Here is a 19,331-nt window from a genome sequence, read left to right as displayed (position 1 = left end):
CTCAGTTCAGCTGCTCGATGGCCTCTGCGTAGTCCTGGAGCGACGATCCTTCGGTGCCGTCGTAAAGGTTCTCGTCGAAGGCCCACATGAGGCCGCTCAGCCCGCAGGAAGTCATCTGGTGGACGGCGTCCTCCATCACCCCGTCGTAGTACGGGCTGATCCGAGGCCCGGCGCTCTCTCCGTTGAGCGCAAGCCCGTAGGAACGGGCAAGATTGGCGACCCAGCGCGTGGACGACCAGTTGCCGATGATCTCGCTGTTCGAGGGGTCCAGCAGGTCGTAGTCCTGGTCGGAGGGGGTACAGCCGTTGTTGCCCGGCTTCCCCGATCCGTCCACGAGCGAGGTCGAGACGATCTCGACGTTCTCGCTGTGGCGAATGTTCGCGAGACTTCTGAAGTAGCCCACTCCCCGGCCCGCCAGATCCGGCAGCACGGAGCCGTCGAGGTAGCTGCCGATGGCCTTTTCGTACTCGTGCGGGCGAATACCGGTGCCCGGCACAAGAACCTTGATCCGGCCCTCGTAGCCGAGATTCTTGTAGAGATCGATCTGCCAGTTCACCGCCTGGGTGAGGGCGTGGTGGTACCAGTCGAACCAGGCAGTGACCTCCGCTCTCGTCACGGTTTCCCCGGCAACGGTCCGTTCACCGGGTTTCCAGCCAGGGAGCGGGTTGGACGGCAGATCGGGGGGCCGACCGGAAGTACCCGCAGCGCTCTGGGCGCGGGTGTCGAACGCCCAGAAGGAATTCTGCCGACCCTTGCCGGCGGAGGCCGGCGGATAGCTGAACTCACCCGTCTCGCTCACACCGATCCGGACGGCCCAGAACCGGTCCAGGGACAGTGCCCGGGCGAACGTGTCGACGTACTCCTTGACCTCCATCCGGACGGACTGGCTGAAGACCACGTTCGGAACGCCCGTGAAGTGGTTGCCGCGCTGATCGACGAAGTCGGCTTCCTCTCGTTCCTGGATCCACTGGGGCGGCGAATGGATCGTGATGCCGACCTCCACCGCCATGCCCGCCTCCACGAAGGTGTCGGCCCTCTCGTCGAGCGTGCTGATGTAACGGGTGTCAAAAACGTCGTCCTGTGGCTCGAAGCGGTCCCAGCGCACTTCGAGATGCGCCACTCGCACACCTCGGTCGGCTTCCTTGTGCGCTGTCGCCGGATCCGTCAGCAGCGTACCGAAATGGTAGTTGGCGTCCTTGACCGGCTGAAGGAGAAGCGCCATCGACGTCAGGAAGACCAAGACAGCGACCACGATGCCGACCTGCTTCATGTGGCGCCCCTCACGAGCGGACTGGACACTCATGGCCGCTGCTGCGTGCGCTCATCGGTGGCCGCTGGGACCGGCAGGGGCATGCGGTAGAGGGCGAGGGTGCCGTACGTCCGTCCGTCGAACGAGAAAACACGCTCGCCCTGCGCGACGAGTCTCCGGGTCTCCCCCTCCGTGAGGTAGGCGTAACCCTCCCGGACCTCCTTCCAGGGGACGATCACGTACTGGACCATCGCCGCGGTCCGCGCCTGCGGCGTGGTCCACCGGCCGATGCGGTAGCGGTCTTCCAGGACGCTGGTCCGGCCGTCCCTCCTCGGGGACAGGGAGGGTGTTCCGTCGACGACGGTGATGGCGCTACCCGCCGGAACGTGCTCGGTCACATAGGCTCTCAGCCGCGCGTACCCGTCATCCGGTTCTGTTCTGCCGACGGCGTAGGACGTGCCGGACAACCCGGTGATCAGCACCAGCATGGCCGTGGCAATGGTGCGCCGAACCCTCGCGCCACGCCCCTTGTGCCACCGCAGCACGAGGGGAACGGCGACCGCCACGGCAACCACACTGGGTACGGACAGCAGATACAGGTAATGCTCCTCCAGCGTCCCGAAGAGCACGGCGTAGGTGAGGGCGCAGGCGCCCGACAGCTGCCACACCCCGACCATGCGCTCTACGGGATTGCCGCGGAACAGCAGGATCGCGAGCGCGACCACGCCCACGATGAGAAGCAGGTACGTGCCGGCGAAGGTCGGCGCCTCCTCGACCAGCCGGGTCACCACAGATGGTGAGTCGACCGAGTTGAATCCGGTGGCCTGGACAGCGCCAAGCAACCGCTGGACGCCCTGCCCCTTCACCTCCAGGAACCAGCCCAGCTGTCCGCTCAGGGCCACCGCGCTCACATAGACGGCGTACGGCACGGCGCTCATGGCGACCGTGCGCAGCAGCAACACGCGAGGCGGGTGCCTGCCGATGACCGTGGTGATGAGCACCGGCATGACCGTGATCAGCACGGCCCAGTCCTTGATGAGGATGGCGAGCCCGAAGAGGAGGCCGGCGCTCGCGGCCCGCAGGCTCGCCCGGCGGGGCAACGGGCGGGTGAACAGCGGGAGCAGCACAGCCAGTCCGGCTACCACGGGGAGCATCATGGACGTCTCCAGCAGCACACGGCCGTTCTGCCGGATGAGGAAGGCGTCCAGAGCGAACAGGACGCCGGCCGCTGCCGCTGCCCGCCAGGAACGCGAGGCGCGGGCCACCAGGACGGTCAGAGCCGCGGCTGTCGCTCCGGCCAGGAGGGCGTTGAGGATCCTCATGTCGTGGACGGAAGCGACCGGGTCGCTTTCGTGTCCGGACAGGAACTCCCAGCCGGCGAGCAGGTAGAAGTATCCAGGGGGATGCAGGAAGAAGGGGTGCCCCGTCTCGTTCGGGTAGCCGAGGAGGGCGGTGCTGTGGCCGAGATCGCGGTAGAGCACCTCGTCGGTGAAGATGTCGGCCGAACTGCCGATGTGGACGAGGCGCAGCGCCGCGGTCACGATGAACGCGGCGACGGCGACGGCGGGGACGGTCGGCACCCGTCGGCGCGGCCGCCGGTGGACGGGAACCCGGGCGGGCGCCGCCGTGGTGCGGGGCATGGCCTCGGTCATCACCGGTCTCCCGGGTACAGATAGGTCTCGGGTACGAGCGGGACACGCCCGTCCGGGAACAGGGCATCGGCCTGCGTCCGGTATCCCTGGATCATGGCGGCCTTGGCGTCCAGGCCCTGTCGCCAGCTCATCGGCACCAGTGTGTGGCGGCGGGAGAAATCGGCGCATACCGCATGGTTCTGGTTGTAGGGGAAGTCGATGTAGTAAACAACGGGGCGGCGGCTCAGCTCGGCGGCTGTGCGGACCAGCAGGTGGTCGGCGTGTCCACCGACCGCCACTGGAGCGAGGAAGAGCGGATGCCGCTCGCTCAGAGCCTCTTCGTCCATGAACCGGACCACGTGCCCCAACACGTCGCGGTCGTGTGGCGAGAGACGGCCCGCGATGAGGTGGGTGCGATAGACGGGATAGACGTGGGCCAACTCGGGCAACAGCGTGCTGACCGGCCGAGGGCCGGCGGGTGCCCATCCCGGCTTGCGCCGGAAAAGCCCGTCGATCAGGCCGGCGTGCCGCCAGGTGATGCCCGCGTCCTCCAGTACGTCGCGGTCCTCCGCGCGTCTGGCGGCATACAGCTCCCGCGCGTCGCGCGCCCCCAGCAGGTGCAGGTGGCGCCGCGCCGAGAGGGTGTAGGGCGGCGGGGAGCCCTCCGTGAACACCGTGGCCACGGTGACGGGGACGTAACGCCGAGCATGGCGCAGCAGGGCACCGCACGACAGAATCCCATCGTCGAGATGAGGGGACAGCACGACGAGCGGTGTGCCATGGGCCATCGCGGCAGTCAACGGATCAGCGGTCACGGAGGCCCTCCCCTCGACAGCAGCTGTCGCGTCAGCCGCAGGTAGTGGCCGGTCATCTCGTCCCAGGTGTAGCACTGCGCCGTGTCGTAGGCGTGCCTGCCCAGCTTGCTACGGGCCCGCCCGTCAGAGGCGAGCTCGTCGATCCGTTCGGCGAGTCGCGTCACGTCGAAGGGCGGCACGGTGACATCCCCGTTTCCCGACATCCATCGCAGACAGGGCAGGTCGAAGTGCACCACCGGTTTGCCGTACGACATCGCCTCAAGCGCGACCAGGCCGAAGGTCTCCTGGCGTGAGGGCATCACCATGAAGGCGCACTGTGACAGCAGCCGGTGCTTGCGCGCGGGGTCGGCGTAGCCGATCCAGCGGACGTCGCCGGTCCCCGTGGCCAGTAGTCCGGTCAGCTTGCGTTCCTCTGCCGGTGTTCCACACCCGGCGATGAGCAGTGGCATGGTCGTGGTCGCCTGCTTGTAGGCGGAGAGCAGGAGCGCGAGGCCCTTCATCTCCATCTCGATGCGGCCCAGGCAGACGATGTACGAGCCACGGCCGAAGTCGGCTTCGTCGACGTTCTGCCGGTCCACGCCGTTCTCGATCAGGTGTACGTCGGCTCTGGTGCTCAACCGGCGCAGTTCGGCGGCGTCTGTCTCGTTGGGGGCGACCAGGTGCCGATAGAGGCGAAGGCCCAGGCGCTCGACGAGGAAGGCCGGAACGTGATACTTGCGCCACATCAGGTCACCGCTGCGGCAATGGGCGAGTCCGACCACTGGCGCGTCCGTGAACAACGGCAGGAAGCTGGTGCCGAAGGGCGGGGCGAAGCTCTCCAGCCAGACGTCGTGCGGTATACGGCGGGCCATGAGGGGCAGCGCCAGCTGGAACAGCACCTGCCCGGCCCGGGGCCCGGCCCGGGCCACCGCGACGGACCGGTGGCGGATTCCGTCGCGCACCTGGGTACCACGGCGGCGGGCCGCGGACAGTACCGTCACGTCGAACTCCTCCGAGAGCCTGCGCGCCACCTTCTCCATGACGAGGGCACCGCCGCCTCGATAGGTGTCGTTGTCCGTGTCGTCGTACGTCGAGATCACCACGCGCCTGCGCCGGGTCGCCGCCGTACCGGAATCCGTCTGCGGGGCCACCGCGCGTTCGCGTAGGAACCGCCTGACGGCGATCGTGCCGCAGAGCGTGGTGGCGACGAGCCATACCACGGGCAGGGGGCGGAGCAAGAACAGCACGCCGATGATGATGACGGGCTCCATCAGCGGCAGGTGGGAGTGGAGGTAGAACCCGTGGGCACGGGCCAGCCGGTACCCGAGGAGAAGCATCGCCGCCACTGCCCCGATCGCCCCGCCCATCGCCAGCCCGTGTACGCCTCCGGTACGCCATCCGGCGAGCAGGCCCGCCACGAACAGCAGGAGGCCGACAGCCTGGACACGCACGCAGGTGCGGTCGTTGACGGCCTGGAAGAACATCGAGATGAGGTGGATGCCGCCGATGGCGAACCCGGACACAGCCGCGAAGACGAGCAGCGAGCCCATCATCGAGTACTCGGACGGGAAGACGCGGCCGATGACAGCGTCGGGGATCGTGGCACAGATGGCCGTCAACGGCAGGGCGACGCTGAGGTACATCCGCACGGCGCTGGTGGCCAGCGGACTGCCCGCTCGGCGGCGGGACAGAGCGGGGAAGAACGCCACGGCGACGGCTCCGGCCACGAACAGCGGCGCGCGGCCCATCATCACGCTTGCCTGGAAGCTGGCGGCTTCCACACCGCCGACGGGTAGCAGAGCCACGAGGACCACGTCCACGGTCGCCATCAGCGCCACCATGCCCTGGACAGAGCACAGTTCCATCGCGCGACGCCACAGATCGCGCTGGGCCGTCACATCCAGCCAGCGCCGGTCACCACCGCGGGACGCCCGGAAGGGCCACCACAGGAAGAACGGCAGGACCGCGATTCCGAAGGCGGCCAGTGCCCCGGTGTCACCCCAGCCCAGCGCCGACACCATGATGAGTCCGATGACGAGCTTCAGTACCGCTTCGGCAGCGAGGACTCCGGCGAGGGTCAGCATGCGCTCCGTGCCTTGAAGCCATCCGTTGGTCACGCGCGTGACGAAGATGAGCACGGTGGCACCCGCCAGCACCATCGTGGTCGCTCCTCCGGCGAACTGCGCCGCGACGGCCGCCACGATGCCTCCGGCCAGTACACCGCCGATCACGGCGATCTTCACGGCGAATCGGATCGCGTTCGCCCGTTCAACCTGGGAGGCGGCACGGACCAGGGCTTGGGCCAGCACCCACGGGACGGCCACGATGGCGATGGTGGTCGCGCACTGCACCAGGCTGGCACCGGCCGCGAACACGGCGTAGGAGTCGGCGTCCAGAACGCGTGTCAGGAGCAGTGCATAGCCGTAGTTGAGGGCTCCCATCGCGATGGACGCAGCGGTGATCCAGCGCGCCCCGCTGACGGCGGTGACATGATCCGGCCGTGCCGACCCCACGGGGTGCCGTTCCTCGGCCGTGTCCGCGCTCGCCGGTCCGCCGGTACGCCTCTCCTCGCCGGGCGGCCGCCGGCCGAGCGGGTGTCGGCCCCGTCGGCGGGCCGGTGCCGAACTGCTGGGCGGAGGCGCGGTCATGTCCCGGGCTCCGCATGCCCCAGCAGGATGTCGCGGGGCGTCGCCAGGCTCACCGATGCCTCCGTCACGCCGAGCCGCCGCAGCACCGCGTGGGCACGGAACTCGTCGCAGTCGTGAAGGAGAAGGTCGAAGGAGTCACCGTGCCGCGCGCAGTTGTCGGTCAGCCTCAGGCCGTGGGCGATGGTGTGTTCCATGGCGTCCGGGTCGGTGCTGTGGAAGCGCCCGTGGGCCGAGAGGTTTCCGGGCTGTCTGCGTGAGTGCACCCGCCGGTGCACCCGGCGCATCTCCTCCGAGATGACCGCGGCGAGTCGGGCGGCGCTGTCGTCCCAGGAGAACTGTCGCGCCCATCGACGGCATGCCGAGGCGAAGTGCTCCCTGACATCGGCTTCGCTCAGGGCGCCAAGGGCCGCGAGGATACCGTCCGCGAGGGCAGCGTCCGGCGGGAGTAGCCAGCCGTTGCACAGGTGCTCCACGGAGTCGCGCAGTCCCGGCACGTCATAGACGAGGGCGGGCGTACCGACTGCGTTCGCCTCGATCACCGTCAGGCCCCACCCCTCGGCCACGGACGGTACGACCGTGAGCCAGGCGCGGGAGAGCAGTTCCTGCTTGAGCTCGTCCGTGACATGGCCGCGGAAGGTGACGGCATGGCAGACCCCCAGCCGGTTCGCCAGGGCGCGCAGTGCTTCCATGTCAGGGCCGTCGCCGCAGATGTCGACCCGCAGCTCAGGCACCCGCCGCAGCACCGCGGGCACGGCACGCACGACCAAGTCGACGCGCTTGTGCGGCACGAGTCGGCTCACCAGCGTGATGTGCGGGGTGGTGCTGCGGAGCACAGGGGGGAGCGCGCCGTTTCGGGGGCCTCCGTTGGGGACGATGTGCACCGGGTTGTGCAGGCCGAGTTCGCGCCGCGTGCCCTCCCTGGTCGACGGTGATACGACGACCACTGGACGGCCCCGGTACACGGCCCGGCTGACCTGCTTCTCCAGCACGCGCCCGAACGCGTTGAGGGGCCACCGGAAACGGAGGTCGAACTGCCGTTGGTGCACGTGGTGGATGACGCAGATATCAGCGGTCCATCGCGGGACGAACAGGGGGGAGAAGAAGGGGATGCCGTTCTGGAAGTCGACGACCGCGTCGTACGCGTGCGGGTGGCGCAGCAGATGACGCGCCGCTGCCGCGTATACGCCATAGAGGCTGCCGTGGCGGAGAACGCGCACACCGTTCACGATTTCGGCCGCCGCCCCGCCGGGGTACCGAGCAGTGAACAGCGTGACGTTCGCATCGGCCTCGGCGAACCGGCTCGCGATCTCGAAGCAGTACGCTTCGGCACCCCCCGCCTGCGGGTGCGAGGGATCGCGCCAGTTCAGGAACAGCAAATCCGTGCGGGCCAGTTGGTCGAGGACGTGAGCAGCCATGGGGAATCACCGGGAGAACGACAGGCGTAGGAGGTCGGCCATCGACCGCAGGCCGTCGCGACGGGCGGAAAAGGTGGAGCCGGGCATATCGGACCACATGACGGGCAGCTCCACGATGGGCAGCTGCCGCTGCGCGAGGCGACACAGCAACTCCACATCGAATGCGAAACCGTCCACGCGGCATGTCCGAGCGATCTCGCGGATGAGCGGTCCGTCGAAGAATTTGAAGCCGCATTGGGTATCCGCGATGTCGCGCACCTCCGGCGGAGCGAGATGGTGGAACAGCCAGCTACCGCAGCGACGCGCAAGGGGCTGTTCCGTTTCGTAGCGCGCTCCCCTCGCACGTCGGGAGGCGATCACCGCTGCTGCACGGCCACCGCGCAAGAGCGGCATGATCCTGTCGAGTGTTTCCACGGGGGTTGCGTTGTCGGCGTCGACGAAGCCGAGGAAGCGAGCTCTGGACGTGACGATGCCACGCCTCACAGCTGCGCCCTTGCCGCGATCACTGCACCCGATGACGTGCACGGGAACGCGTGCGTCACCGAAGCGTGACGTTACGGCGAGAGTGCCGTCAGCGCTGTCGTTGTCGACAACGACCACAGCGGAGGACCAATCCTTACCGCCGAGGTAGCGGACCGTGGCGGCAAGTGTGTCGGGAAGCCGTCGTTCTTCGTTGTACGCCGGGATGATGACTTCGAGGTCCACGGGTCGGCGCAGCAATACGGGAGGCACGTCCCCCGACAGGGAGGCCGGCGGCATAGCCGTTCTGCGGAGTGCTTTACGCGAAGGCGCTGATCGTGCGGGCATCATCGAGACCCGCCTCCTTCACCGGGGGAGCCGGGCCGCGTGTACTCGTTCGGTCACATGGCGCGATGGTTTGGGTCGCGGACGGTCGAGGTCCACATGCGTCGTCGCCGGAAGGGCCTGGGTCCGAGCGGCCGCTCCGGCGCCGACCTACACCGATGCGCACCCGAGACGTACGGGACGACCGACGGGGCGGCCGCTGTCGCCTACTGAAGGCGGGCACCGTCGAATGAGCCGGGCGGCGAATACGGTCAGACGCACGCCGGGCCGGGTGCGCGCGGTAACGGAATGGTGCGTAGCTCGAACGCGACCCTGCGGCAGGCCAATCCGTCGCCCGCCGCAATGGGTACGAAACAGGGGCCGCAGAGGAGGTAGTGGAGGGGTACACGAGACCTCCTCCCGCTCGCGATACGCGGTGTAGCCCTTCTTCTCCACACCTAGCACGGGGATGCAAACTCCGTCAATACAGTCAGGAGCGCGGTACCCGGCGCCCCCCAGAGGCGAGGCAGCGTGTTACAGGGACGCCCTCGCCAGAGAAGGGCGGAGATACGGACCCCGTCTTGCGGTGTGTGCCGCGGCGTCTTCGACTTACCACGAGCTTCACTGCTCGGTACTTCGACAACGCGCAGCCCGCGGTGCAGGGCATGTGCAACCGTTCGGGCCAGATCCCTGTCAGCCCGTCAAAGCGGGTCGTCGCTCCACTGGTCGAGGAGGGCGTCCGCCGAGGGCCCCGCGGCTTCCGGGGCGCCGTGGAGGGACTGCTCGGCCCAGATGACCTTGCCGGCGGGGGTGTAGCGGGTGCCCCAGCGTTCGGTGTACTGGGCGACGAGGAACAGGCCGCGGCCGCCCTCGTCCGTCGTCTTGGCGCGGCGGAGATGGGGGGAGGTGCTGCTGGCGTCGGCGACCTCGCAGATCAGGGTCCGGTCGCGGAGCAGCCGGACGGTGATGGGCTCGGCGCCGTAGCGGATGGCGTTGGTGAGGAGTTCGCTGAGGACCAGTTCGGTGGCGAAGCCGATGTCCTCCAGGCCCCACTCCGCCAGGCGGCGGGCGCAGGCGGCGCGGACCGGGGCCACCGCCGAGGGGTCGCGGTCCACCTCCCAGTGGGCGACGTTCGCGGGGTCGAGCCGGCGCGTACGGGCCACGAGGAGCGCGATGTCGTCCCTGGGTCGTGCGGGCACCAGGGCCTCGATGGCCGCGGCGCAGGTGTCCTCGGGCGTGCGGCCGGTCCCGGTCAGGGCGTCGCGCAGGATGTCCAGGCCGGTGTCGAGGTCCCTGCCGCGGTCCTCGACGAGCCCGTCGGTGTAGAGCACCAGGCGGGAGCCCTCGGGCAGGACGAGTTCCCGGCTCTCGAACGGCAGGCTCGCGCTCAGGCCGAGGGGAGGCGAGACCGGCAGCTCGGGGAAGTCCACGGTTCCGTCGGGGTGGACCACGGCCGGTCCGAGGTGGCCGGCGGTGGCGGCGGCCACCCGCCCGGAGACCGGGTCGTAGACGGCGTACAGACAGGTGGCCCCGGTGATCCCGTCCCCGTCGCGCACGTCGCCGTCGCGCACGTCGCCGGCGCGTACATCACCCGCGGTCTCGTTGGCGTCGATGTGGGCGACGAGCTCGTCCAGGCGGGTCAGCAGTTCGTCCGGCGGCAGGTCGAGGGTGGAGAAGTTGTGCACGGCGGTACGCAGCCGGCCCATGGTGGCCGCGGCGTGCACGCCGTGGCCGACGACGTCGCCGACCACGAGCGCCACGCGGGCGCCGGAGAGAGGGATGACGTCGAACCAGTCGCCTCCCACTCCGGCCTGGGCCGGCAGGTAGCGGTACGCCACGTCCAGCGCGTTCTGCTCGGGCACGCCCCGGGGCAGGAGGCTGCGCTGGAGGGTGACGGTCATGGAGTGCTCGCGGGTGTAGCGGCGGGCGTTGTCGATCGCGACCGCCGCCCGGGTCGCCAGCTCCTCGGCGAACGCCTTGTCCTGCTCCTCGAACGGCGGGGAGGCGCCCGCCCGCCGGAAGGCGGCCACGCCCAGCAGGGCCCCGCGTGCCCGGATCGGCACCGTCAGGAGCGAGTGGAAGCCCGGGTCCGGGGCGTCCGCGGTGTTCGGAGCCGTATCCAGGACCGCTCGGCCGCTGGTCACGGCGGTCGCGACGGGGCCCGTGGGAGAGAACCGGACCGGCTCGCCGACCGGGTGGAGGGAGTGGTTCCCCTCCAGGCCCGCGCAGGCGGTGCGGCGCATCTCGATGCCCGCCTCCGAGGGCGCTCCCGGGCGCACCTCCGGTGGCTCCTCGCCCCGCAGGACGGGCTCCAGCAGTTCGACGGTGACGACGTCGGCGAAGTGCGGCACGGACACCTCCGCCAGTTCCTCGGCGGTACGCGTGACATCCAGCGTGGAGCCCATCCGCGCCCCCGCGTCGTACAGCAGCTTCAGCCGCTCCCGCGCCAGCTGCGCCCGGCCGGTGACCGCGGCCAGCTCCGTGGTGTCCCGCAGCGTCACCACGCTGCCGGCCTGCCCCCCGTAGGGGGCGGTGGGCCGCTTGTTCACCGCCAGCAGCCGGTCCCCGACCAGCCGCACCGCGTCCGTGACCGGGTCCCCCGACGCCAGCAGCCGCGCCGTACCCGCGTCCAGTCCCAGGTCGGCGAGGCTGCGCCGGTCCGCGTCCGCCGGAAGGCCGAGCAGCCGGCGCGCCTCGTCGTTGGCCAGGAGCACCCGCCCCTCCGCGTCGGCGATCAGCACGCCCTCGCGCACCGCGTGCAGCACCGCGTCGTGGTGCTCGTACATGCGCGTCATCTCCGCCGGGCCCAGGCCGTGCGTCTGCCGCCGCAGCCGCCTGGACACCAGCGCGGTCCCGGCGGTGGACAGGACGAGCGCGGCGGCGCCGGTGCCGAGGATGATGGGCAGCTGCCGTTCGACCAGGTCCCCCACGTTCTCCTCGGTGATCCCGGCGGACACCAGGCCGACGACCGAGCCGTCGGCCCCTCGCACCGGGACCACCGCCTGCACGGCGGTTCCCGTGCCGGCGGGCACCGGAGGGCCGCCCGCGCGCTCGACGACGGTGCGGCCCTCCAGGGCCGGCTGGATGGTGCCGACGAACTTCCTCCCGATCTGCCGGGGGTCGGGGTAGGTCAGACGGATCCCTTCGGTGTTCATGACGAGGACGAAGTCCACCCCCGCCCTCCGCCAGGCCGCTTCGGCGCGCGGCTGGAGGACGGCCGTCGGGTCCGGGCTCTGGAGCGCCTCCGCCGTGCCGGGGGCGTTCGCGAACATCTCGGCCGCCGCGAGCGACAGGCGCTCGGCCTCCCGCGCACTGCCGCGGTTGGCCTGGACGACCAGGGCCGTCACCGCGGCCGCCGCGAGCAGCAGCACGATCACGACCTGGAGAGCGAACACCTGCCCCGCGGCGCTGTGCAGCGACGCCCGCCACCACGGACCCTTCGGGCGCAAAAGGCCCTTTTCCCTCATGGTCACTTTCTAGCACCGGTGGCCGACCCCGGGCGAAGGAACGGGCGAGCTGGGGGCCCGGAACCGGTCCACAGCACCGGGTGCACGGGAACCACGCCCCTTCACCTCGCCGAGCCGCTCCCCGCGGGCGTGTGGGACTCCGCGGCCGGCGGCAGGGCGACATCGCCGGTGCGCCGGATCTTCTGCCAGCGCAGCCGGCCGCCGACGATGGCGGTGACGCAGGAGTGGAGGAGCACCGCGTACATCAGCTGGCGGTAGACGATCTGCTGGAGCGGAAGCATCAGCAGATGGCGGTACGGCTCCCTGTCCAGGTGGAACGCGTACAGCGCGCTGAGGAACTGGATGACCAGGACGGCGCTCCACGCCGCGATCGACTTCCAGGGCGACAGGGCGATGATGCCGTAGATCGTGAAGACGTCGATGAGGGGCGCCAGCAGGGGAGCCGCGATGGAGTACAGCGCGATCAGGGGCATGCCGACGCGCCCGAAGCGGCCGGACGGCCCGTGTTCGACGAGGGAACGGCGGTGCTTCCACAGGGCCTGCATGGTGCCGTAGCTCCACCGGTAGCGCTGACGCCACAGCTGGCGCAGATTGCCCGGCGCTTCGGTCCAGGCGAGGGCCTGGTCCTCGTAGACGACCCGCCAGCCGGAGCGGTGCAGGGCGACGGTGATGTCGGTGTCCTCGGCGAGGGTGTCGCCGCTCATTCCGCCGACCTCCTCCAGGGCCCGGCGGCGGAAGGCGCCGACCGCGCCCGGGATGACGGGGATGCAGCCCAGCACGTCGTACATGCGGCGGTCCAGGTTGAAGCCCATCACGTACTCGATGTGCTGCCAGGCTCCGATGACGGAGCGGCGGTTGCCGACCTTGGCGTTGCCGGAGACGGCCCCGATGTGCGGATCGGCGAAGGGCTGCACCAGTCGGTGGACGGTGGACGGCTCGAAGACGGTGTCGCCGTCCATCATGACGATGAGGTCGTACCGCGCGTGGAGGATCCCGTTGTTGAGCGCCGCGGCCTTGCCGGCGTTCTGCTGGCGCACGACACGGACGTGGGGCAGGGCGAGTGCTTCGGCGATGTCCGCGGTGCCGTCGGTGGAGCCGTCGTCGATGACGATCACCTCGATGGGGTGAGTGGTGGTGGACAGCGACCACAGTGTCTTGGCGATGCACCTGCCCTCGTTGTACGCGGGCACCAGCACGGAGACCGGAGCGGCGACGGGCGGCCCCCAGGCGAAGGGCGGGTGCGGGGGTCTGGGGTGGCGGGTGCGGTAGTGGCGGCGGGCGAGGACGAGCATCATGGCGAAGCGGAGGATGACCAGCGCGCCGACGACGTACACCAGGTACATCAGGGTGGGTGCGGCGTAGAGCGTCACGGTCGCCACGGCGACCAGCGCTCTCCCCTTCCACAGGGTGGTTCCCGTCGCTTCCTGGGTGGCCTTCGGCAGGCCCAGGGCCTCGCTGATGGTCGTGAAGGTGTAGCCGTCCGCCTTGAGTTTGGCGATGTAGCCGTTCAGCGCGAGGACCGACTGCGTGCGGTCACCGCCGGCGTCGTGGAACAGCACCACCGAGCCCTTGTCGTCCGGCGGGATGGCGGAGCGGATGATCTTGCTGATGCCCGGCTTCTTCCAGTCCTTGCTGTCGGTGTCCACGAACGCGATGACGTAGCCCTTGTCGGCCAGGTACTCCAGGACGGGCCTCGTGTCGTTGTCGATGGCGGTCACGATCGACGAATAGGGCGTGCGGATGAGGGAGGTGGTGACCCCGACTGTCCCGGCCAGCGCCAGCTGGGTCTCGGCCAGCTCCCGGTCGACGCGGTCCTTGCTCTGGTACGTGAGGTTGACGTGTCCGAATGTGTGGAGGCCGATCTCATGGCCCTCGGCCACCAGCCGGTGCATCAGGCCCTGGTGCCGGACGATGTTCTGGCCGACGAGGAAGAACGAGCCGGGGACGCGCTGCTTGCGCAGGACGTCGAGGACCTTGGGCGTCCAGCGCGGGTCCGGGCCGTCGTCGAAGGTCAGCACGACGGTCTTCCTGGGCATGCTGCGGCTGACCAGCTTGCCGTCCTTCTCGTGGACCACGGGGCCGCCTTGTTTGAGAGACGTGGGCACCTGCCCGGCGGGTCCCGGCTTGAGGGGTCCCGGGTCGCTTTTGGGACTGCCGCTGAGGTACGTGTTCAGCGTCAGCATGGCGACCACGGCCACCAGGCAGAACAGGGCGAGGACGGCACGTGGGCGGGGCACCACGTGGTGGCCTGCGCCCGGCCTCGGGTGGCGATGGCGGCGGTGCCTGTGTCGCGTCACGGCCCGCTCGTGTGCTGGACGACCGCCGCTGGGCCGACGACGACGGTGGGAGCCAGGTCCGTGCCGCCCGGGGACGCCATGAAGGTCACCGCGAGCAGGTACGCGAAGGCGATGCAGGCGAGAGCCACGATCGTCCCCACCACCCACACGATGCGGGCGCGGCGTCCCGTGTCGTCGACGAAGACGGGGTGCGGTGGGGTGGAGGCACGTTGCGCGTTCATGGTGGGACACCCATCGGAATCCGGCTAACCGGTCAGGTGAAGGCCCTGGTGAAGGCCAGATCGTCCTGTCGCACTCCCGAACACGTATCGGCGGGCTGCGGCAGCTTGCTTCCGTCGGGACAGGGCCGGTCCCGGTTGACCGACCACATCGACAGCCAGGCGAGGTCCTTCTCGTCGGCGAACTTCTTCAGCTGCTCGGCGTCTTCGACGGTGAACGCCTCGGTGAAGGCGTCGTTGACGCCGATCATGGAGGTGAGGGCGAGCCTGCGCCAGGCTGTCGCGTCGTCCTTGATCCCCAGCGCCTGCTTCACCTGCTTCTGGCTGGCGGTCGCGGCCTGAACGGCGTACGCGCCCATGTCGCCGTCGTAGGCGGGGCCGTAGTGCATGGCCATGATGTTCACCGCTGACGGGGAGACACCGTTCCGGCGGGCGTTGGCCAGCAGTTCCACGTTGTCGTCCGGCATGCCGCGCGGAGTCACCGACAAGGTCAGGCTCACGTCGAGGCCGGGATAGTTCGCCTGGAGCCGCGCGATGGCCTGGGCCCTCCGGGTGTTGGCGGCGGTGTCGGCGACCGTGCGTTCGCCCTCGATGTCGAAGTCGACCTTCGTGAGCCCGTAGATGTCGATGACGTGGCGGTACGCCTCCTCGAGGGCACCGACCGAAGGGCACGCTCGGGCCAGCTCCGTGCCCGCCTGTCCGCCGAACGAAGCCCGGACGTCGCCGCCCCGCTCCCGGAGGGTATCGATCTGACGGGCTATCGGCTCGGCGTCCAAGGCCTGGTGTCCGGCCCACTTCGGTACGCACCTCCCGTCAGCGGATATGACGAAACCGAGGTGGAACTCGTCGACACCGGTTTCCTCCGCCGTGCCCGGCAGGTCGAACGGCACTTCGTCCGGGGGCACGTAGACGTACGGGGCGAAGGCGACCGTGGCGGTGTCGCGCATCAGGGCGACCGCGGCGTAGACCCCGCCGGCGGCCAGCACCGCAAGGATGACGAAGACCGTGGTGAGGCGTCGGCGGCGCTTCATGACGCCCTGCCCCACGACGGGAGAAGCCCTGCCCGGCACTGGGCCGGAACAGGGCATCGGTGGTCGCAGTGGCCTGGGCGACCCGCGGGGTCGTCCGTGCGCCGGCCGCCGGGCCTGCGGGGCGCCGTCGGCCGTCCTCGCCTGCGCCGTCCGGAGGCGGCCGGACGTCGTGGCGCCAGGACCGGGAACCGGCGTACCGGCGGACGGGCGGTCAGCCGGTCGGAGGCGCGCCGCGCCGGGTGGGTCCTCGGGCCCGGCCCGTCCGCGCGTCGGCCGGGTGAGCGGGCTGCGGGCCAGTCCGTGGCGCGCCGCAGCGGATGCGGCGGCGGGGCGGGCGCTGGGGCCCGGTCGCTGCGAAGGGACATCGCACACCCCTTACGTCCTTGCGGAGTGGACGGCCTCGCGGAAGTCCTTCTGTTCCCCACCCTCCTCACCGACGCTCGCCATGGTCAAGACATAAAGGCCGATTTTTTGCTTCCTTTACATATAGGACATCTCGCCGTCCGGCCGTGAGGAGGCTCAGGCGGCGACCGCCGGGACGATGTTCGCGTTGCGGTGGAAGACGTTGTCCGGGTCGTAGGCGGCCTTGATGCGGGACAGCTTGTCGTACTTCTCCGGCCCGTAGGACCTGCGGACGCGGTCCTCCTCGAACTCGACCATGAAGTTGACGTAGCCGCCCGTGTTCGCCGCGTGCGGTGTCAGCTCGGTCCACAGGGCGCGGGCCCAGGCCGTGTCGGCCGTCAGGATGTCGGGGTCCGGGCTCATGGCGGAGCAGCTCATGACGTACATGGGCTCGCGCAGGCCGCCGAAGGCGGTGGCGTCCTCGTCGGGGTCGGTGTACGCGCCGCCCACGTGGAAGGTGGGGCAGAAGGACATCGGCGAGGTCTTGCGCGGCATGTACTCGCTCAGCAGGCCGATCACGTCGTCGTTCAGGTCGGTGTAGGCCAGCCCCTTGTCGTACGAGAGGATGCCGGTCGGCGCCGAGTCGTCCAGCATGCACTGGAGCGCGGTGAACGGCATGGGGGTGCGCAGCTCGAAGAGCGGTGGGAGGCCGTCGGCGAGCGGGGCGAGGGCTTCGGCGTGCTCGTCGGGCGTGCCGAAGCCGGCGATGATCAGGGCGTGGCCCGGCTTGCCCTGGTGTTCGGGCGGGACGAAGGGCGCGGGCGGGGCGCTGAGGCCGACGCCGATGAGGGCTCCGGCGGTGCGCGGCAGGCCGGGGACCAGGTCGGCGATGAGGTGCAGCGCCTCGGGGCCGTCGGCGAGGTCCCAGAAGAAGAGGGCCAGCTGGATCTCGGGGCCGACGGGGTGCGCGCGGAAGGTGAAGGTGGTGACGACGCCGAAGTTGCCGCCGCCGCCGCGCAGGGCCCAGAAGAGGTCCGCGTTCTCGTCGTCGCTCGCGCGGACGAGGCCGCCGTTCGCGAGGACCACGTCGGCGGCGAGCAGGTTGTCGATGGTCAGACCGTGCTTGCGGGTCAGCCAGCCGATGCCGCCGCCGAGGGTGAGGCCGGCGACGCCGGTGTGGCTGACCGTTCCGGCCGGGACGGCGAGGCCGTACGGGGCGGTCCCGGCGTCGAGGTCGCCGAGTTTCGCGCCGCCGCCGCAGCGCACGGTGCGCGCGTCCGCGTCCACCTCGACGCGGTTCATGTCGCTCAGGTCGACGACCAGGCCGTCGGGGCAGACGGAGGCGCCGGAGAAGCTGTGGCCGCCGCCGCGGACGGAGATCTCCAGGTGCTCGTCGCGGGCGAAGCGCAGCGCCGTGGCGACGTCCTGCGGTGACGCGCAGCGGGCGACCAGGGCCGGCCGGTGGTCGATGGCTCCGTTCCACAGGGAGCGGACCTGGTCGTAGTCCGGGTCCGCGGGGGTGACGAGCCGTCCTTCGAGGCGGTCGCGCAGGGAGCCGACGGTCTGGTCGGTGAGGGTGGTCATGGCAGCCTCCGCGGGTGATGTGCCGCCGCTCTGTCAACCTATCGACACCCGAACGGGTGGACAAATCGAGGCAAACCGCTAGTGCCCTGCGGTACGCGACCGGGCCCACGTGGAGCGCACGTGCCCCAGGTGCCGGGCCATGCACGCCTCGGCCGCCGCCGCGTCGCCCGCCAGCATCAGGTCGAGGAGCTCGTGGTGCTCCTGCGCCGAGGCGACCAGCAGGCCGCGCTCGTCCAGGGCCGTCAGGCCGTAGAGGCGGGAGCGTTTGCGCAGGTCGCCGACGGTCTCCACGAGGCGGTCGTTGCCGAAGAGGCCCAGCAGCGAGAGGTGGAAGCGCCGGTCGGCGTCGAGGTAGCCGATCAGGTCGTGGTCGCGGGCGCGGACGACGATCTCCTCGGCGACCGGGCGCAGCTCCTCCAGCTGCCGCCGGGTGGCCGCGCCCGTGACGGCGCCGACGGTCGGCACCTCGATGAGCGCCCGCAGCTGTGTGTACTGGTCCAGGTCCCGCTCGCTGACCTCGGTGATCCGGAAGCCCTTGTTGCGTACCGGCTCGACCAGGCCCTCGCGGGCCAGCTCCAGCATCGCCTCGCGCACGGGGGTCGCGGAGACGCCGAAGCGGGCGGCGAGGCCGGGCGCCGAGTGGACCTCGCCGGGGCGCAGCTCGCCGGCGATCAAGGCGGCGCGCAGGGCGTGCGCGACGCGGTCGCTCAGCCGCTCGTGGGCGGCCAGCGTGGTCAGGGCCGTGGAGACGGTGGGGGGTCTGGTCGGGGGTGCGGCCGTGAGTCCGGTCGGAGGTGCGGCCGTGGGTCCGGTCGGACGTGCGGCTGTGGGTCCGGTCGTCGTCATGGTGTCGGTGTTCCTTTCGGCGCTCACAGCAGGAAGCCCGCCGGGAACGGATCCTCCGGGTCGAGGAAGTACTGTGCCGTACCCGTGATCCAGGCGCGGCCGGTGACCGTCGGTACGACGGCGGGCAGGCCGCCGACCGTCGTCTCGGCGACGAGCCGCCCCGTGAACTCCGTACCGATGAACGACTCGTTGACGAAGTCGCGGCCGAGCGGCAGCGCGCCGCGCGCGTGCAGCTGCGCCATGCGCGCGGAGGTCCCGGTGCCGCACGGGGAGCGGTCGAACCATCCGGGGTGGATGGCCATGGCGTGCCGGGAGCGTACGGCGTCGGAGCCGGGGGCGGCGAGGTACACGTGCTTGAGGCCGCCGATCTCCGGGTCCTCGGGGTGGACGGGGCGGTCGCCGGCGTTGACGGCGTCCATGAGGGCGAGTCCGGCGGCGAGGAGGTCGTCCTTGCGGGCGCGGTCGAAGGGCAGGCCGAGCGCGTCGAGCGGGACGATGGCGTAGAAGTTGCCGCCGTAGGCGAGGTCGTAGGTGACCGTGCCGTACCCGGGGACGTCGACCGTGCGGTCGAGGGCGGCGCAGAAGGCGGGCACGTTGGTGAGGGTGACGGACTTCGCGGCGCCGTCCTCGACGCGGACGTCGGCGGAGACGAGTCCGGCCGGGGTGTCGAGGCGGACGGTGGTGACGGGCTCGGTGACGGGCACCATGCCGGTCTCGACGAGCACGGTCGCCACGCCGATGGTGCCGTGGCCGCACATCGGCAGCAGCCCGGAGACCTCGACGTACAGCACGCCGTAGTCGGCGTCGGGGCGGGTCGGCGGCTGGAGGATCGCGCCGCTCATGGCGGCGTGGCCGCGCGGCTCGTACATCAGCAGCGTGCGGAGGTGGTCGAGGTGGGCGGCGAAGTGGCGGCGCCGCTCGGCCATGGTGGCGCCGGGGATGGTGCCGACGCCGCCGGTGACGACGCGGGTCGGCATGCCCTCGGTGTGCGAGTCGACGGCGTGGTAGACGTGCCGGGTGCGCATG

13 protein-coding genes are annotated in these 19,331 nt (G+C 70.5%); all 13 read right to left on the bottom strand.

The window, feature by feature from the left end; genetic code table 11:
- Position 1: 1 nt before the first annotated feature.
- Complete coding sequence (locus ACZ42X_RS12420) at positions 2–1,270, bottom strand: hypothetical protein (RefSeq protein WP_468287728.1); 1,269 nt, start codon at positions 1,268–1,270, stop codon at positions 2–4.
- 29 nt (positions 1,271–1,299) lie between these two features.
- Positions 1,300–2,901 (bottom strand): phospholipid carrier-dependent glycosyltransferase, encoded by a 1,602-nt coding sequence (locus ACZ42X_RS12415; protein ID WP_468287725.1) that lies wholly within the window; start codon positions 2,899–2,901, stop codon positions 1,300–1,302.
- Complete coding sequence (locus tag ACZ42X_RS12410) at positions 2,901–3,695, bottom strand: PIG-L deacetylase family protein (protein ID WP_468287721.1); 795 nt, start codon at positions 3,693–3,695, stop codon at positions 2,901–2,903. Before ACZ42X_RS12410 ends, ACZ42X_RS12415 begins: the two co-directional genes overlap by 1 nt.
- Positions 3,692–6,187 (bottom strand): glycosyltransferase, encoded by a 2,496-nt coding sequence (locus ACZ42X_RS12405; protein WP_468287718.1) that lies wholly within the window; start codon positions 6,185–6,187, stop codon positions 3,692–3,694. The genes ACZ42X_RS12410 and ACZ42X_RS12405 overlap by 4 nt, the downstream gene beginning before the upstream one ends.
- Before the next feature lie 131 nt (positions 6,188–6,318).
- Positions 6,319–7,737 (bottom strand): glycosyltransferase family 4 protein, encoded by a 1,419-nt coding sequence (locus ACZ42X_RS12400; RefSeq protein ID WP_468287716.1) that lies wholly within the window; start codon positions 7,735–7,737, stop codon positions 6,319–6,321.
- A gap of 6 nt (positions 7,738–7,743) precedes the next feature.
- Complete coding sequence (locus ACZ42X_RS12395; RefSeq protein ID WP_468287713.1) at positions 7,744–8,442, bottom strand: glycosyltransferase; 699 nt, start codon at positions 8,440–8,442, stop codon at positions 7,744–7,746.
- Between the two features lie 779 nt (positions 8,443–9,221).
- Positions 9,222–11,987: a SpoIIE family protein phosphatase gene (locus ACZ42X_RS12390; protein ID WP_468287710.1), complete on the bottom strand. Its 2,766-nt coding sequence runs from the start codon at positions 11,985–11,987 to the stop codon at positions 9,222–9,224.
- 101 nt (positions 11,988–12,088) lie between these two features.
- Entirely contained in the window at positions 12,089–14,224 is a 2,136-nt protein-coding gene (locus ACZ42X_RS12385) for a bifunctional polysaccharide deacetylase/glycosyltransferase family 2 protein (protein ID WP_468287707.1), read from the bottom strand.
- Positions 14,225–14,280: 56 nt separating this feature from the next.
- Positions 14,281–14,505 (bottom strand): hypothetical protein, encoded by a 225-nt coding sequence (locus tag ACZ42X_RS12380; RefSeq protein ID WP_468287704.1) that lies wholly within the window; start codon positions 14,503–14,505, stop codon positions 14,281–14,283.
- Between the two features lie 32 nt (positions 14,506–14,537).
- Entirely contained in the window at positions 14,538–15,533 is a 996-nt protein-coding gene (locus ACZ42X_RS12375) for a chitinase (protein WP_468287701.1), read from the bottom strand.
- Positions 15,534–16,052: 519 nt separating this feature from the next.
- Positions 16,053–17,459: an FAD-binding oxidoreductase gene (locus ACZ42X_RS12370; protein WP_468287698.1), complete on the bottom strand. Its 1,407-nt coding sequence runs from the start codon at positions 17,457–17,459 to the stop codon at positions 16,053–16,055.
- 78 nt (positions 17,460–17,537) lie between these two features.
- Positions 17,538–18,305, bottom strand: a complete 768-nt coding sequence (locus ACZ42X_RS12365; protein WP_468287695.1) for a GntR family transcriptional regulator — start codon at positions 18,303–18,305, stop codon at positions 17,538–17,540.
- Between the two features lie 23 nt (positions 18,306–18,328).
- A complete protein-coding gene (locus ACZ42X_RS12360) occupies positions 18,329–19,330 on the bottom strand; it encodes a proline racemase family protein (protein ID WP_361424537.1) in 1,002 nt (333 codons plus the stop codon).
- Position 19,331 lies beyond the last annotated feature (1 nt).

Source organism: Streptomyces sp. NPDC030862 (assembly GCF_055571835.1).
This window is presented reverse-complemented; position numbering and strand designations above follow the sequence as displayed.

Bases quoted from the DNA above. Each gene is read 5' to 3' on its own strand.
- ACZ42X_RS12420 (WP_468287728.1), bottom strand. From the start codon at position 1,270: ATGAAGCAGGTCGGCATCGTGGTCGCTGTCTTGGTCTTCCTGACGTCG.
- ACZ42X_RS12415 (WP_468287725.1), bottom strand. From the start codon at position 2,901: ATGACCGAGGCCATGCCCCGCACCACGGCGGCGCCCGCCCGGGTTCCC.
- ACZ42X_RS12400 (WP_468287716.1), bottom strand. From the start codon at position 7,737: ATGGCTGCTCACGTCCTCGACCAACTGGCCCGCACGGATTTGCTGTTC.
- ACZ42X_RS12390 (WP_468287710.1), bottom strand. From the start codon at position 11,987: ATGAGGGAAAAGGGCCTTTTGCGCCCGAAGGGTCCGTGGTGGCGGGCG.
- ACZ42X_RS12380 (WP_468287704.1), bottom strand. From the start codon at position 14,505: ATGAACGCGCAACGTGCCTCCACCCCACCGCACCCCGTCTTCGTCGAC.
- ACZ42X_RS12375 (WP_468287701.1), bottom strand. From the start codon at position 15,533: ATGAAGCGCCGCCGACGCCTCACCACGGTCTTCGTCATCCTTGCGGTG.
- ACZ42X_RS12370 (WP_468287698.1), bottom strand. From the start codon at position 17,459: ATGACCACCCTCACCGACCAGACCGTCGGCTCCCTGCGCGACCGCCTC.
- ACZ42X_RS12365 (WP_468287695.1), bottom strand. From the start codon at position 18,305: ATGACGACGACCGGACCCACAGCCGCACGTCCGACCGGACCCACGGCC.
- ACZ42X_RS12360 (WP_361424537.1), bottom strand. From the start codon at position 19,330: ATGCGCACCCGGCACGTCTACCACGCCGTCGACTCGCACACCGAGGGC.